The organism is Vibrio aquaticus, from assembly GCF_003970385.1.
In the GTDB taxonomy this organism is placed as follows: domain Bacteria; phylum Pseudomonadota; class Gammaproteobacteria; order Enterobacterales; family Vibrionaceae; genus Vibrio; species Vibrio aquaticus.
This window is the reverse complement of the sequence record NZ_RXZH01000002.1, coordinates 620,449-634,132: the sequence shown is the minus strand read 5'-3', so window position 1 is coordinate 634,132 and position 13,684 is coordinate 620,449. Positions and strand designations below refer to the sequence as shown.

Annotated in this window: 18 protein-coding genes; 12 read left to right on the top strand and 6 right to left on the bottom strand. The window is 41.6% G+C overall.

Annotated features, from left to right (window positions below; all coding sequences use genetic code 11):
* Positions 1 to 2 precede the first annotated feature (2 nt).
* Positions 3 to 1,610 carry a DUF3466 family protein gene (locus tag EJ063_RS08830; protein ID WP_126573902.1) on the top strand — a complete coding sequence of 536 codons (1,608 nt, stop codon included), beginning with the start codon at positions 3 to 5 and terminating at the stop codon, positions 1,608 to 1,610.
* Between the two features lie 201 nt (positions 1,611 to 1,811).
* On the top strand, positions 1,812 to 1,985 hold the full coding sequence (rmf, locus tag EJ063_RS08825; RefSeq protein WP_004414030.1) for a ribosome modulation factor: 174 nt from the start codon (positions 1,812 to 1,814) through the stop codon (positions 1,983 to 1,985).
* 136 nt (positions 1,986 to 2,121) lie between these two features.
* Here the strand turns inward: rmf and fabA are convergent, their stop codons facing one another.
* A complete protein-coding gene (gene fabA, locus EJ063_RS08820) occupies positions 2,122 to 2,640 on the bottom strand; it encodes a bifunctional 3-hydroxydecanoyl-ACP dehydratase/trans-2-decenoyl-ACP isomerase (RefSeq protein ID WP_126573901.1) in 519 nt (172 codons plus the stop codon).
* 91 nt (positions 2,641 to 2,731) lie between these two features.
* Positions 2,732 to 4,378: an AAA family ATPase gene (locus EJ063_RS08815; protein ID WP_126573900.1), complete on the bottom strand. Its 1,647-nt coding sequence runs from the start codon at positions 4,376 to 4,378 to the stop codon at positions 2,732 to 2,734.
* 170 nt (positions 4,379 to 4,548) lie between these two features.
* On the opposite strand from EJ063_RS08815, the gene matP reads away from it, so the two are divergent.
* The 4 genes from matP (at position 4,549) to EJ063_RS08795 (ending at position 7,002) form a co-directional block, all read left to right on the top strand.
* The gene (gene matP, locus EJ063_RS08810; protein WP_126573899.1) at positions 4,549 to 4,995 is read left to right on the top strand and encodes a macrodomain Ter protein MatP; all 447 of its coding nucleotides are present in this window, start codon (positions 4,549 to 4,551) and stop codon (positions 4,993 to 4,995) included.
* Positions 4,996 to 5,005: 10 nt separating this feature from the next.
* Complete coding sequence (locus EJ063_RS08805) at positions 5,006 to 5,317, top strand: DUF3634 family protein (RefSeq protein ID WP_126573898.1); 312 nt, start codon at positions 5,006 to 5,008, stop codon at positions 5,315 to 5,317.
* 104 nt (positions 5,318 to 5,421) lie between these two features.
* A complete protein-coding gene (locus tag EJ063_RS08800; protein WP_126573897.1) occupies positions 5,422 to 5,730 on the top strand; it encodes a hypothetical protein in 309 nt (102 codons plus the stop codon).
* 54 nt (positions 5,731 to 5,784) lie between these two features.
* Positions 5,785 to 7,002, top strand: coding sequence for an HDOD domain-containing protein (locus EJ063_RS08795; RefSeq protein WP_208640368.1), 1,218 nt, complete (start codon positions 5,785 to 5,787; stop codon positions 7,000 to 7,002).
* Positions 7,003 to 7,280: 278 nt separating this feature from the next.
* Here EJ063_RS08795 and EJ063_RS08790 read toward each other — a convergent pair whose 3' ends face one another.
* Positions 7,281 to 7,553, bottom strand: coding sequence for a transcriptional regulator (locus EJ063_RS08790; protein WP_126573895.1), 273 nt, complete (start codon positions 7,551 to 7,553; stop codon positions 7,281 to 7,283).
* A gap of 129 nt (positions 7,554 to 7,682) precedes the next feature.
* Here EJ063_RS08790 and EJ063_RS08785 point away from each other — a divergent pair, with 129 nt between their 5' ends.
* From EJ063_RS08785 to EJ063_RS08765, 6 genes are all read left to right on the top strand, one after another.
* Positions 7,683 to 8,015, top strand: a complete 333-nt coding sequence (locus EJ063_RS08785; protein WP_126573894.1) for a M15 family metallopeptidase — start codon at positions 7,683 to 7,685, stop codon at positions 8,013 to 8,015.
* Positions 8,012 to 8,425 carry a hypothetical protein gene (locus EJ063_RS08780; protein WP_126573893.1) on the top strand — a complete coding sequence of 138 codons (414 nt, stop codon included), beginning with the start codon at positions 8,012 to 8,014 and terminating at the stop codon, positions 8,423 to 8,425. Before EJ063_RS08785 ends, EJ063_RS08780 begins: the two co-directional genes overlap by 4 nt.
* 242 nt (positions 8,426 to 8,667) lie before the next feature.
* Positions 8,668 to 8,802 carry a hypothetical protein gene (locus tag EJ063_RS21325; protein WP_279630377.1) on the top strand — a complete coding sequence of 45 codons (135 nt, stop codon included), beginning with the start codon at positions 8,668 to 8,670 and terminating at the stop codon, positions 8,800 to 8,802.
* Positions 8,803 to 9,153: 351 nt separating this feature from the next.
* Positions 9,154 to 10,110 carry a 5'-nucleotidase gene (locus tag EJ063_RS08775; RefSeq protein ID WP_126573892.1) on the top strand — a complete coding sequence of 319 codons (957 nt, stop codon included), beginning with the start codon at positions 9,154 to 9,156 and terminating at the stop codon, positions 10,108 to 10,110.
* 139 nt (positions 10,111 to 10,249) lie between these two features.
* Positions 10,250 to 11,326, top strand: a complete 1,077-nt coding sequence (locus EJ063_RS08770) for an AAA family ATPase (protein WP_126573891.1) — start codon at positions 10,250 to 10,252, stop codon at positions 11,324 to 11,326.
* On the top strand, positions 11,323 to 12,015 hold the full coding sequence (locus EJ063_RS08765; RefSeq protein ID WP_126573890.1) for an HNH endonuclease family protein: 693 nt from the start codon (positions 11,323 to 11,325) through the stop codon (positions 12,013 to 12,015). The genes EJ063_RS08770 and EJ063_RS08765 overlap by 4 nt, the downstream gene beginning before the upstream one ends.
* Positions 12,016 to 12,062: 47 nt before the next feature.
* On the opposite strand, the gene EJ063_RS08760 is transcribed toward EJ063_RS08765, so the two are convergent.
* The 3 genes from EJ063_RS08760 to EJ063_RS08750 all read right to left on the bottom strand — a co-directional run bounded on the left by EJ063_RS08760 (position 12,063) and on the right by EJ063_RS08750 (position 13,205).
* Positions 12,063 to 12,530 (bottom strand): hypothetical protein, encoded by a 468-nt coding sequence (locus EJ063_RS08760; RefSeq protein ID WP_126573889.1) that lies wholly within the window; start codon positions 12,528 to 12,530, stop codon positions 12,063 to 12,065.
* Positions 12,481 to 12,846 carry a hypothetical protein gene (locus EJ063_RS08755; RefSeq protein ID WP_244225170.1) on the bottom strand — a complete coding sequence of 122 codons (366 nt, stop codon included), beginning with the start codon at positions 12,844 to 12,846 and terminating at the stop codon, positions 12,481 to 12,483. The genes EJ063_RS08760 and EJ063_RS08755 overlap by 50 nt, the downstream gene beginning before the upstream one ends.
* An 89-nt stretch (positions 12,847 to 12,935) precedes the next feature.
* Positions 12,936 to 13,205 (bottom strand): hypothetical protein, encoded by a 270-nt coding sequence (locus tag EJ063_RS08750; RefSeq protein ID WP_244225169.1) that lies wholly within the window; start codon positions 13,203 to 13,205, stop codon positions 12,936 to 12,938.
* Positions 13,206 to 13,684 lie beyond the last annotated feature (479 nt).

Here is a 13,684-nt window from a genome sequence, read left to right as displayed (position 1 = left end):
TAATGAGTAGTAAAATTTTTAAGATTTCAGCAGTAGCGGCCACGGTCGCTGCTTCTTTCGCCGTGAATGCAGCGCTATATAATGTGTATTTAGAAGACCCAGAAGGCACAAGCTCTAGTATCCAAAGTTACGGTGTAGCGGTTACCGATGAAAGTACTAGCTGCTGGGGTTCGTCATGTTCTGACGCTACTTCTAAAATGGCTGTGGAAGTAAAGCGTTACCGAGAAGGTTTTAGCTACCGCGACGAAGCGCCGTTTTTCTTGCCATTCGGTTGGCAGTATCTTGATGACAACTATGATGGCTTCCGTAGTTACTGTTATCGTTACTTAGGCTATACCGACACTTTATGTGAAAACTGGGCAACAGCTCAGTATACCAATGGCTACCAAAAAGAGCAGAGTGGTAACTACGCGGGTTCAATCGCTTACCTAGATGGTGTACAGCTTTCATTCAGTGAAAATACTGTCGTAAATGCTATCAATGGAGCTGGTGATCCGGTTGGTAATGCTCGAAATGGTGGTACTAATAGAAACCTTGGCTTCATTGATACAACCAGTGATACACCAAGTGGTGGCGATTTCTTATCTTCGCATTACTCAACGAGCAAGACGCTTGCAGCCGGTGGTACTAATACTATTTTTACTACTGGTAGTATTACTCGCAACAATGTTGATACTAGCAATACTCTTATATACACATCGAAGCCGACAATATGGGTTACAGGTATTTCAACTGAGTTGAACTGGCAAGGTAACAAATCTGCGAGTGGCGATAGCCGAGCTCAGGGAAGCATACAAGACATTATCCTTGATCCTTCAGTCAACACGACCCTGTATGCAGTAGGCTACACCTCAGACTCAGATGTTCGCTTAAAAGCAGCTGTGTTTAAATCTACAGATAGCGGCTCAACTTGGTCCAACGGGAGTCTTGTACAAAGCTTCCCTTATGGTTCTTCTGAATATGCTAACCAAACGTTAAAAGCAGTCAATGATAATAAGATTGCAATCGGTGAGGCAAAGCTAAACGAAGTCCTAAACGGTGCTTATGCCAATACGTTATTCTATGTAAACAATCTTGATTCACCGACATACAAAGCGTTTAGTGGTAGCATCTTCTTTAATGGTGCGAACGGCAAAGCTGGTAACATCAATAACAATAACGATGTTGTTGGAACAATTGACTTCGAAACTCACAAAGAAACAGATGGTAAACCTCGAGCTCAACGCGGCTTTATTGCCAACTTGGGAACTGTAACTGACTCTGCACCAATTGGCGGTTCTGCACGTTATTTAGATGATCTTACATACGGCTCAAATGCTTCTACAAATAACAATCTGTACCGCATTATAGAAGCTGCAGATATTAACGACGCTGGTGTGATTGCTGCAACGGCTTACTATTGTCCTAATGGTTACAACAGTGAAGCTATTGATGCATCATGCAGTGGTTCTTCATCATTGGTTGCCGTTAAGCTTGTACCAATAAATGGGGCTACGGCATCAAATATTGAAACTCGCCCTGTGGAAACCGCTAAAGTTGAACGCCAGGGTGGCACACTAGGTTTCTTTGCTCTGACATTGCTTGGTCTATTAGGGTTCCGTAGAAAGTAGACTAAATTTCGAACAAGGGCACAGGTTCACAATTTTGAATCTGTGCCTTTTTTTTATCTTGAATAAAGCCGCTTTTTGATCGAATCTTAATCTAGAAGCAATGAAAGCTTCATATCTATCGCATACTGCGCTGTTGATAGATAGTGCTGGTGGTAGATAAAGTAGTACGTTAAGAAACATTTTATGTATGAGGACGACACTATGAAGAGACAAAAGCGTGACCGCTTAGAAAGAGCTCAATCTCAAGGTTACAAAGCAGGCCTGAATGGTCGCTCAATGGAGGCATGTCCATACCAGCAGATGGATGCTCGATCTTATTGGCTTGGTGGTTGGCGCGATGCCAGGGAAGATAAACACTCTGGTCTCTACAAATAACTCTCAATCCACATACTTTAAAAGGAACTAGCCCCGAAAGGGGCTTTAAAATGCACATTAAGTGCACTATAACTAGTCAATCAGATAATAAAAAAGCGACTATAGTTAGTCGCTTTTTAAAAATCTTAGAAACTTCTTAGAATGCAGAAGTGTCTTGGAACAGACCTACTTTAAGATCTTTTGCTACGTAGATCTCTTTGCCATCGACAAGAACACGACCGTCTGCAAGACCCATTACCAATTTACGGTTTACAACACGTTTCATGTGGATTTCGTAAGTCACTTTTTTAGCCGTTGGTAAAATCTGACCTGTGAACTTAACTTCACCTACACCTAGCGCGCGGCCTTTACCTTTGCCACCAACCCAACCAAGGTAGAAGCCAACTAGCTGCCACATTGCATCAAGGCCAAGACAGCCTGGCATTACTGGGTCACCAGGGAAGTGGCAGTCAAAGAACCAAAGATCAGGAGTAATATCTAGCTCAGCTAGGATAAGACCTTTACCGTAATCACCTTCAGTTTCTGACATCTTAGTAATGCGATCCATCATCAGCATATTTGGTGCAGGCAGTTGAGGGTAACCCTCGCCAAAAAGCTCACCTTGGCTTGATGCTAGTAGGTCTTCACGGTTATAAGAATCACGTTTGTTTTGCATTATCAATTACTCCAAATTTTGATAGGGCCATGTTAGTGAACACGTGTACGCTAAACAACTCCGATCAGTCTTTTTTTGAGAGGAATCTCACTCAAACGAACCAGTTTCTGATTCGTTCAATAATTCCTGGTGGATGTTCGTGTCGTTCAAAGTTTTCAATACGTTGCGCTATTTTACTGATAACGCTTTCGTCGTCTTCACCTCTAAACGGCTTGCCCATAATGATCGGTACCGCTTCATCAACGGTAGAGACCGACCAAATATGAAATTCATTCTTCTTGATGCTTTCAACAACATCTTTATTCAGTGCTAAGTGCTTGAGATTTGTTTTTGGCAAAATCACACCTTGCTCACCAGTAAAACCCTGATGTTTACAGACGTGATAGAAGCCTTCAATTTTCTCATTAAGACCGCCAACCGCTTGGACTCGGCCAAACTGATCAACCGCACCGGTTACTGCGATTTGCTGATTAATAGGGTATTCAGATAGGGCACTGACGAATGAACAAAGCTCGGCAAGTGTTGCACTGTCTCCGTCAACTTCACTGTAAGACTGCTCGAACACAACCGAAGCCGAGTAAGGTAATGGCTCATCAAGTTGAAGGGCACTACTGACAAAAGCTTGCATGATCATCATACCTTTTGCGTGTAAGTTGCCGCCGAGTTCGGCTTTACGCTCAACATCTGAGATATCGCCGTCACCGAAGTGAATCACACAAGAAATACGTGCGGGTTCGCCGTATGACATTGGATGCCCAGGCACATCAATAACAGTTAACCCATTCACTTGGCCAACGCATTCACCCTGAGTTTCAATGATAACCTGACCATCAGTAATATCCGCTAATGCACGTTCAGGTAAGTAAGCTTCACGGAAATATCGATTCTCAAGCGCTTGGTCAAGATCGATTTCTGATAAGAATTGGCCCGAAGAGGTTAGACGTGCTTCCTCAAATAAGGCAATGTACCAAAGGATCTCGATAGGCATATAATGCTGATCTTCGGTATAACGAGCACCGGCATTCATTAAGCGGTGAATAGCGCCAAATGTTAGTTCCGGAAGGCGATACTTTTCGATAACCCACGCAACAAAGCCAAGGTATTGTTCGATCGTCTGTTTACTTAGAGCAAACTCAGTCTCGATTTCGCTAAATAGGGCAAGTCCACTGTAGAGCTCTGGTTCAAGATACTCGAGATCGGCAATCTGATGTCTGTCACCAACCAATACGACCTTAATATCGAATCGGTGAGTAGGTTCGCTCAAAGCGATTCTTTGGGGATTTGCATTAATTGGACTGACAGATTCTCCAAGTAGCACCGACTTTAATACTTGCCAGCTCGCTGGATTAGCCAACAGCAGCGTGACCGGTATAACAAGGAAGCCGCCATTTGCTTTCTCAAGTAGCCCTGAAGATTGTGTTACAATGTCACCTTTCTCATTGCATGTGTATGAGCCGAGCAGCGTAGAAACGTTGAGAGATTCAGTCGTCAAGCTAGGCTTTGATGAATCCAGCGTTTTAAGCTGATCTGTAATGAGGTTTCGATAAAATGAATTATCGATAGAATTAATCACCAATAAGCGGCTAAACCCAGATAATCGACAGAATGTTTCTAATGATTGCTTCAGGCGAGGCTGAATATCGAAAAAATTGACTACATCCAACTCAGAGAAACGTTGGATTTGAGCGTCATAGCGAGAATATTGCGGGGTAACAGCGTGCCAGCTTTCTTGATTCATTGAATGTGATCATGTACTTAAATCGGACGCAAAGTATATAAAAAAAGTGAGCTAGTATATATAGATAATTTTATCTAATGATCTTGATCGATTTTCGAATACAATAAGGATTGTAACTGACACCTGTTACAGTTACGCTGTCACTACAACGTTATCTTAATGGCCTCGGAATGAAATATCAGCAGCTTGAAAATCTAGAATGTGGTTGGAAATGGACTTACCTAGTAAACAAATGGAAAGCGGGAGAGGTTATCACTCGCCACATCGATACAAGTGAAGCTGACGCTGCGGTTTCAGACTTACGCGCCTTAGAGCATGATCCAACCCAAGTGCTTGATTGGATTGACTCTCACATGGCACCAGAATTAGAGAACAAGCTGAAGCAAGCTATTCGTGCTAAGCGCAAGCGCCATTTTAATGCTGAGCAGATCCATACCAAGAAGAAGTCTATCGACCTTGATTATCGTGTTTGGGAAAAGTTGTCTTATCGTGCTAACGAACTAGGCTGCACGTTGTCTGACGCGATCGAATACTTGCTGTCAGAAGCGTCACGCAGTGAAAAAGCAAGCAAAGCCGTAAACAGCTTGAAAGAAGATTTGAGCAAGTTACTCGATTAAGGAAAGAAACATGCTGTACGTCATTCTAGTTGCAACAGTTGTGGTGTTTTGGCTCGTCGCTATTGACAGACCAATCCTCAAAGTGAAGTTTGTCGATGGTAAAATCGTCAGCGAAAAAGGCCACTTCCCACCAAGCTTTCGTCATAACGTATTGGAAATAGCACATCGAACGCCATTTTCGGGTGAGTTGAAAGTCTATCAGCAACGCAGTGGTACAAAACTTGTGATGTCGAAAGAGATTTCGAAGTCCGTACAACAGCGCATCCGCAATGTTTTTCCGTTCCAAGGTTTTCGATCTAAAGGTCAGAAAAAATCTCGCTGATAACCATATCATTTACATCATTACTTTAAGTCTCTCTATCACTCAATCATTGCTCTAGAGCCCATTTACTCAAGTTTGTTAACCTGCCTGCAGAGGTAGAATAAATGAAACATAACTTATTTTTATGGGCTATGCTGATCAGTATGCCCACTTATGCCGATGATTCTGAACACAACCCTTTAGCACGCAAATTGAAGTCATCGATTCAAAAACAGATATCCGACAAAAAATTAGAAGGGTACTGTGATCTTTTCATTGAGCTCGATTACTCAAACACGAAGGCGGTTGTAAAACGCGTGTCTGGCATTGGTGATCATAAAGTATGCAAAGCCAGTAAGAAGCTCGTACATAAAGGGCGAGCCCATAAATACACCGTCACTGAGAAGTACATTCGACTGCATATTGAAAATTAGAGTACGTCATACTATAGTGCCGGCACGTTAACTATCGATTGGATTGTGCCAAGTTTGCTGACTACCAATAAAAACTACAATCAAGAAGCGATTACGCTTGCTAAAAAGATCTCCGTATTGACTAGGGAAAGGCACGCTAAGTGGCTCGTAAGCCTTAAGTATGTATTAGACCAGTCTAATGTTGACGGTGTCTTAAGCCGGCAGAGCGAGTTTTGTGAGTCAGTCATTCTCGAAGAGAAAGAGCGGATTACCGACAATCAACGTCTGCTACTTGCATGCGAAACCTCTCGAGTCAAAGAGCGTAGACAGGCGTTAGAAGAAAGACAGAAGATACATAAGTTTGTCGTGAATGACGTCTCTAAGCACGCCGAAAAGCTCATTGCAGACAAGCTGTTAACAAGTCCTATCAAAAAGATCTTCAATCGTTTTCCCGATTTTAGCTACTTTATTAGTGTCGCTTATTCTCCATCGCTTAATTTCTCAAAGCTCGCGGTGCTCACGACCAATGATTCACAGCTCAAGGCTGAAGTTCTTGGTTTAACGAGCAACCCGAAATTCTGCGCTAGGATAGGGAAGTCGACCCGCACATTGCAAGACCCTAAGGTTGCAATAGGAACACTCGGCGTAGATAACTCGTGCGTGCTGTTTCCGATCCTAATGGCGCGTCCATTGTTAAAATGGCAAGACAAACCCACTAAAAATATCGCCCCTAAACTGTGGCAACATCTCATTCTTACCGCGAATGTTACCCGTATTAGAATGGAACAAGCTGGACTTAGAAACCCTGAACAAGGCATGATCCTAGGCGTACTTCGAACGCTTAGCCACTTTGCGGTCGTCAACCATTTCACTCAATGCTATGAAGATGCGTTGGTTGAGAAAATGCGTATGTATCGGGAAGACAACATGCGAGATGAGTATTACGCCTGTGCAGATATCACACCTAATTTAAGTATTATTCCAAAGCTGATTACTAAACTCGAAAAACCATTATTACAGAACTTAATCAATGAGTTGGAATGGTCACCAAATACCATTCATTTAAAGAACGCGTTACAAGAAGATGTCGATGATATTCCAATCCTAGAACGTAGCCAAGCCGGTGTTGCATTGGCACAAGCTCAAGCTTACGCAATCTACGAGAGCCTAGAACGCAGCGATGTGTTTGTTGAGAAACACAAACCGTTTTGGTTTGCGAATGTTCAAATGCCAGGTGAAGTGATCAATGAACTGCGTAAAGGAACACCTGGGAAGATTGAGTTGAGTCAGTAGAAATACAAACCGAAAGAAAAGTCTTAGGTAAAGAGTTAAGAAGTCATAATTAGAATTACCACGGCAGCAATTTTACGTTGTAGCTTTTCGTTGATGTAAGTAAGAACCTTAAATCGATAAATATCTTTTTCACTCATCGTAATCAACGCCGTTTAAATCCTCAAAAGCAAACAATATTGTTAATCTTAGGAGGACATTTTAAAGTGGCTAAGACCGGACATTACTAAACTGCTTCAACATCATAAGTGCGCATTATGTATATGTGGGTAAGTCACTGATTATTCGATACTAATTTCGGATAAAACCTTGATAACTCGTTCATTTTTCTGCTTATTTGGCAGGAGACCTAGCACAACATTTTGATCGCTTTCTCCGAGCATATCCGCGATACGAAACGCGATATCCCAGTCCATCCCACATATACCTTTTCGCCACTTCCTCAGCCGGCTTTCATTAATTTCCAACTTCTTCGCTAGTTGATACTCAGAGGTCAGCCGATACTTTGCTTTCACTCTGTTCAAAAGTGCATTTGTATAGTTGAAAACAGGCATAAACTGACTCCTCTGAATCCATTCTAGCCATCGAGATTTCAATAAGGCAATCCCGGCAACGCATTGGCGGTATGAATTACTTTTCAATAAAGTGATACGCATTCAGTTCATGATCGTGTAGGAGCGGGAATGGCCAGCAAACAGCAAATTGTGTCTGTGTTGGATGAAGCGGATAAAGAAGCCAAGCGGTCTGCAAAAGAGCAAAACACTTTGTTCAGAGACGGGGCCAGTCAACTGGATGGGTACTCACGTATCAGCCGTCACCAAACTGGCCACGCGATTGATTATGTGGTGTATGACGAGAGCGGCAAAGTGACTTGGGGGTTCAGTTACTACGAGCAAGTGAGTTGGGCATTTAAACAAGCCGCGAGGGAACTCGGCGTACCGATAAAATGGGGCGGTGATTGGACGTCCTTTAAAGACGGGCCCCATATCGAACTTGATCGTCAGGTGTACTCATGATTGGCGCACTCTTTAGCTTGTTCAATGGCGGACTTGAGACCTATAGGCAGTATAACCGCAACAAAGCAGAAGCCTTGAAGCGAAAAGATGAACTCGACAAGGAGAAACATCAGGCGAGGGTACGCAGGCTACAAAAGGGCGAAGAGCAGGCCAGTAGCCTCGATGAAGTCAGTATCAGAGAACGCGGCTTAAAAGACGAGTTCCTCATGCTCGTCGTCTTTGTCCCGCTCATTCTATCCTTTATCCCTGGCTATGCACCCTATATTGAACAAGGCTTCGAGGCACTGCAGAACATTCCCGAACCCTATTGGTATGTGGTGAGCGCTATCGTAATCGATACCCTGGGCATGCGCGCGATGCTTCGTAATCTGCTTGACATATTCTCCAATAATGTTCGATCACGCCGTTAACAAGCTTTATCTAGATAGGTAGCCAAGCACTGCCGGAAACGACGCCTAATACAACCATGGCTCTAAAGAATGCTATTGCGTTACAAATGACTTTAGGAGAAATATAAACAATCATTATTTTTACCTCGATTTTTTAAAAATATTAAACAATAACAATGTCTTCAAAAGGAATTATCTCACCAAAGAGGCAGTGATAAGTATTGTTCTAGATCAATTTCAGAAATTAATTAGGGTGGACGAATATGGTGTTTGGAGAAGCGATGCTGATTTACTCAATCACCGGCTTGGTCTCAAGTGCTGGCACCACCGCAGCAATCACAACAGACATTAACTGGATCAAGAAAGTAATACGAAAATTGGAGGACAATCATGGCTAAACGATGCTGTAAGTGCAAAGGCCGAAAGCAAAATGGCCAACTTAAGAAAGGGTACACGCTAAGAGGTGGCCGAGTCGTTAAGGCCAGAATAAACCGAAAACGGCGCAAAAAAAGGCGCAGCCGATAAATAAAACCACCCCAAGCGGGTGGGTTTTTATACACACCCGAACACTATAAAACTAAATGCATTAAAAGTCTGATGTGAATCAAAGAACTCCAAATCATTCAGTAGCTTGATATGGTCAGAATAGTGGTTATCGATTAGCATTTGAAGAAATTGGAAGGCCTGATACCGGTCTAGTTGTTTTTAAAGCTCTCAGTGATTCATCATTGAAATTTTGGAGTGTATATATGCCCTATGAATTGGGTAAAAGGTTAGTAATTGGCGTTGCTTCAAGTGCAATGTTCGATTTAACTGAATCCGATAAAGTTTTTCGTACTAAAGGTGAAGAGGAATATCGTAAGTACCAATCAGAGAATATCGATAATCCTTTAGATAAAGGGGTATCATTTTCGTTTGTGAAGCGACTACTTTCTCTAAATGATTTGAGTGATAAGCCGGAATCAGACCCACTAGTAGAAGTTGTCTTGTTGTCACGAAATGACCCAGATACTGGACTTCGTGTTATGAAGTCGATCAAGCATCATAACTTACCGATTTCGCGTGCGATTTTTATGCAAGGTAAGTCTCCGTATGACTACATTCCAGCATTGAGTATTTCTTTGTTTTTATCAGGCAATTCGTCTGATGTAAAAGAAGCCATAAGGTTAGGTTATCCGGCTGGTCATGTAATGAAATCGACGATTGTCGATGAAGATGATGATGACTTGCGAATTGCATTCGACTTTGACGGTGTTCTTGCTGACGATGAATCAGAATCCGTCATGCACAACACCAACGACCTAAATCAGTTTCATGAGCATGAAACCAAGAACGTATTACAACCTCATAATCCTGGTCCGCTGAAAGAGTTTTTAGTTAAAGTCTCAGCAATTCAGAAGATTGAAGAATTGAAGAAGCAATCTGAACCTGATTATCGAAATCGACTAAGAGTTTCAATTGTTACAGCAAGGAATGCCCCTTCACATGAGAGAGCGTTAAATACACTGAAAGAATGGGGTGTAATGACAAACGATGCATTTTTCTTGGGTGGTGTTGATAAAGGTCTGATTTTGGGTGTTCTCAAACCTCATATTTTCTTTGATGACCAGTCTGGTCATTTGAGCTCAACTAGCACTGTTGCTCCGTCAGTTCATATACCATTCGGTGTTAAAAACACCGAAGAAATTGCAGAAAAGGAGCTCTGACACTGTTTAAGAATGATTCGCAACGCGTGGCATTCTACTATGCGTTGCGTTTAGGCTGAATATTTCATGCTTTTATCAATAATAGAATATTGTGTTGAAATTTACTATATATTTAATTTAATGGGGAGTTACGGTGTAAATGATTAAAGATGCTATTGATAGTGGAATTTGGCTAATTACAGGAGACAATGGAGCAGGCAAGACTAGGTACTTAAGCCAACTAGCTTCCGAAAGTCTTTTACACCTAAATTCTGCCCAAGAAAATCGAAGCAAACTAATATGCTTATCTGGGACAGTGTATGAGAAATTTCCCAAGCCAAATAAAGAACTGTTGACCAATATTGAAAAAGGATATTATTATTTTGGGTATAAAGCAAATAATAATATGTTTTCTGAAATAACACCATTTCGAATGATTATAAGTGTTTTGCTCAATGATGAAGTGTCTAAAAACCGGTTTGAATATTCCTCAGAACTTCTTAAAGACATTGGGTTCGGAGAAACCATTAAATTAGACTTCAGATGGGCAAGAAACTATAAAGAGTCAAAAAACCACACTTTGGAAACTGTGGTGGTCAATTTATCACAACCAGAAGAGCTAAATAACAGCTTAAGAAGATATAAAAGTCTAGTGAATGAAGGAAAAATTCATTTAAACAAGATATATTTTAGTAAGGGAGAGGAGTATTTTTCTGTAACGGAACTAAGTTCTGGAGAAAGACTTTTCGTTTTAATTATCTTATCTCTATGTCTATCAATTGATAGTAATTCAATAATACTATTTGATGAACCAGAAAACTCAATGCACCCCAAATGGCAAGAGAAAGTAACTAGGACTATTTGCAATATATTTGTCAAGTTTGGTGTTGGCTCTGAACTATTCATCGCAACTCACTCCCCATTAGTTGTTTCTAGCGTCCCGAATAATATTGGTAGTATTGGGGATCTCAATGTTGGCCAGTTAGATTGGCAAAAATCTAATTATAGTGGAAATAATGCTGATTCAATTTTGAAGACTCATTTTGGTATGATTTCAGCCCGTTCAAAGGAATTTGTATTGGCTTTTCAGAAATGTATATCATCGATGGTTAACCAAGAAGATGATTTCAATGATTGCTTCAGACAACTGCAAGAACTTAATGTTAGTCTTAGCGAGAATGACCCTTTATATGATGCATATGAATCTATGTTGGAATACTCTGAGGGCTTACAATGACTCTTCTTGGACCATCCTCATTAAATATACCACACCGTAAAGTTCTAAATAGAAAAGAGAACAAAAAGCTCATTAAAAAATATCTCCAAGGAGAAATTGGTTGGTCTGATAAGTCTCTTAAACTAATGAAGGATAACATCAGAACACTACTTAGAAATGAGCAAGAAGATAGATGTATTTATTGTAGAAGAATTATTAAGATTGATCGAAGAAATGTATCAGAAGACATAGAACATTACTTGGATAAATCTCGAGACTATTATAAGAAGTGGGCGTTTTCCCCTTTAAATCTTACACTCTCATGTCGACCTTGTAATTTTGTTAAAAACACAAAGGATCTTGGAGATCCCTCAATGAGAACTACAAATAACATTCTAAATGGGGTTGGTAGATTCAAATGGATTCATCCATATTTTGATGATTACCATGCTAATATAGAAATTAAGAAAGGTTGGTTATATTCAATAAAACAAGGTGCTCCAAATCCAACAGCATCAGCACAAATGATATCAAACTGCGAGCTTGATAAAATTGAAAGAATTGAAAGGATAGGAGAAGAAATCAAAGAAAGGCAAAGCAGAATCACAGATCTTATGTTGAAGTGTATGGCAAAACAGCAACACGCGAGATCGCAAAAATTAGGAATTTGGCTCAAGTTTGAACAAGATCGTAATTGGTTCGATTATTAGTCTAATTTGCTTAGTGTTTAGTTTTGCATGACTAATTGCGGTGCTTTCTATTCCAACAAACCAAGGTTATCGCCAACTCTCAAAAGTTCAAATGGCTCCTCAAACTTTCGCTGGAGTCGGACAACTTCCTCTTGTTCAAGCCCTTTGATGTAATCGTCATAGGGCTTTTCTTCGAGAAGAGATAACAATGGTTTCTTGGCTTGCATAGGGGCCGTTTCTGCGGCTTTAATTAGGTTTACTTTTTCAGTAGCAGAGCAACGTGAGCGATTATCTAAAGACAAGTACAACAGCACGTTTTTTTGGCTTTGTTTATCGAGTCCTGAAAACCATTTCGTTGTCGGAAACGCGTCATTGTTATTTTTGGCTATGGCATGGCATTCTTCCAGTTTATTGCCGTAATCCACCAATGCTTGCTCGAAAGTTGTGGCGGTTGCGCTGCCAGTCAGAAGCAATAGAAGTAGGGCGCTATAGTGTTGCACGAGATACACACCTCCAAAATTCACCTTCTTCTCCATGTGTTTGCCAACTTAACGGCTCCGCAATCCCATTGATCCGGCCTTTAACAATGGCGTTCACAGACGTGAGAACCTCCGAAAACTCCACCCAATCATACGCGGCGATATTGATGAGCGTTTCAGCCGGTTTCTGTTTACCTAAAAACAAATCGAACAGAGGCACGGCGCCGACAGAGTAGGCGAGCAGGTTACCGTTTTCCATCACTTGCTTGATCTCGCCAACGGCGTCTTGTGATTTAGGAGAAAGCTTCAGGTTGTTGATTGAGCAATAGCCGATCTCTTCCATGACGCTGTACTCGACTCTGTTTATCGTCACTTGATGGTATCGCAATGAGCAACTGATTGACTATTTCACATTGGCAAATATGAACAAAGATCAAGTAATCCACAGAGAGAGAACGCCACCTAAGGCTTGTTAAAAGGAAGGTAGACGACATTGTTCTCATAACGTTGAGAGGTTTTCGGTTGATAAGGAAAGGCGCGAGGTAACCCATCATATAACACGATGTAATGTTCCCCCCAAATGCGGACTCCAACCAAGTAGCAAGGCGTGTCAAACTGGATCCAGGTTAGGCCTTCATCCGTGCTGTACTCAAGAAACCCAACCAATTTAACGCGCTGGTGTTGATCACACTCGTCAGCATTGATGACCCCGCGAAATAAGGCTTCATTCATGTTGCCATTTTTTAGTAAACAGGGCACGTGTATTGACCGGCCTCGGTCATCTTGTCCTTTACTGTCCACCACGCATCCCACATGGCTCTTAACGTATCTAAACTGCATAATCAGAATGACTGTATAAGTATACAGCCATTCAAACAGTGAACCTCGGAATGGGAAACCCATTGAAATCGCATCGTCGCGTGATACTCATCGAGCCACAGGACGCGATCGAGATCGGTGTCCATTCGTTCCAGTATGGTTTCAGCGTAACCGCGGTATTCACAGCACATGACGTGGACAACAGAATTAAATGTGATGCTGTCACTTTTTAATAGTCGAAACTGACGACCATACTTAGCCTCAATAGCCGCATAAGGTGACGCGGCTTATCATGCCAATTCGACACGCAATAAAGACCATGCGGTTTACCCATAACAAAACACCTAAGTAGATGACGTGTTTAGATTACGCATTGGAGACAGCCATCGCAA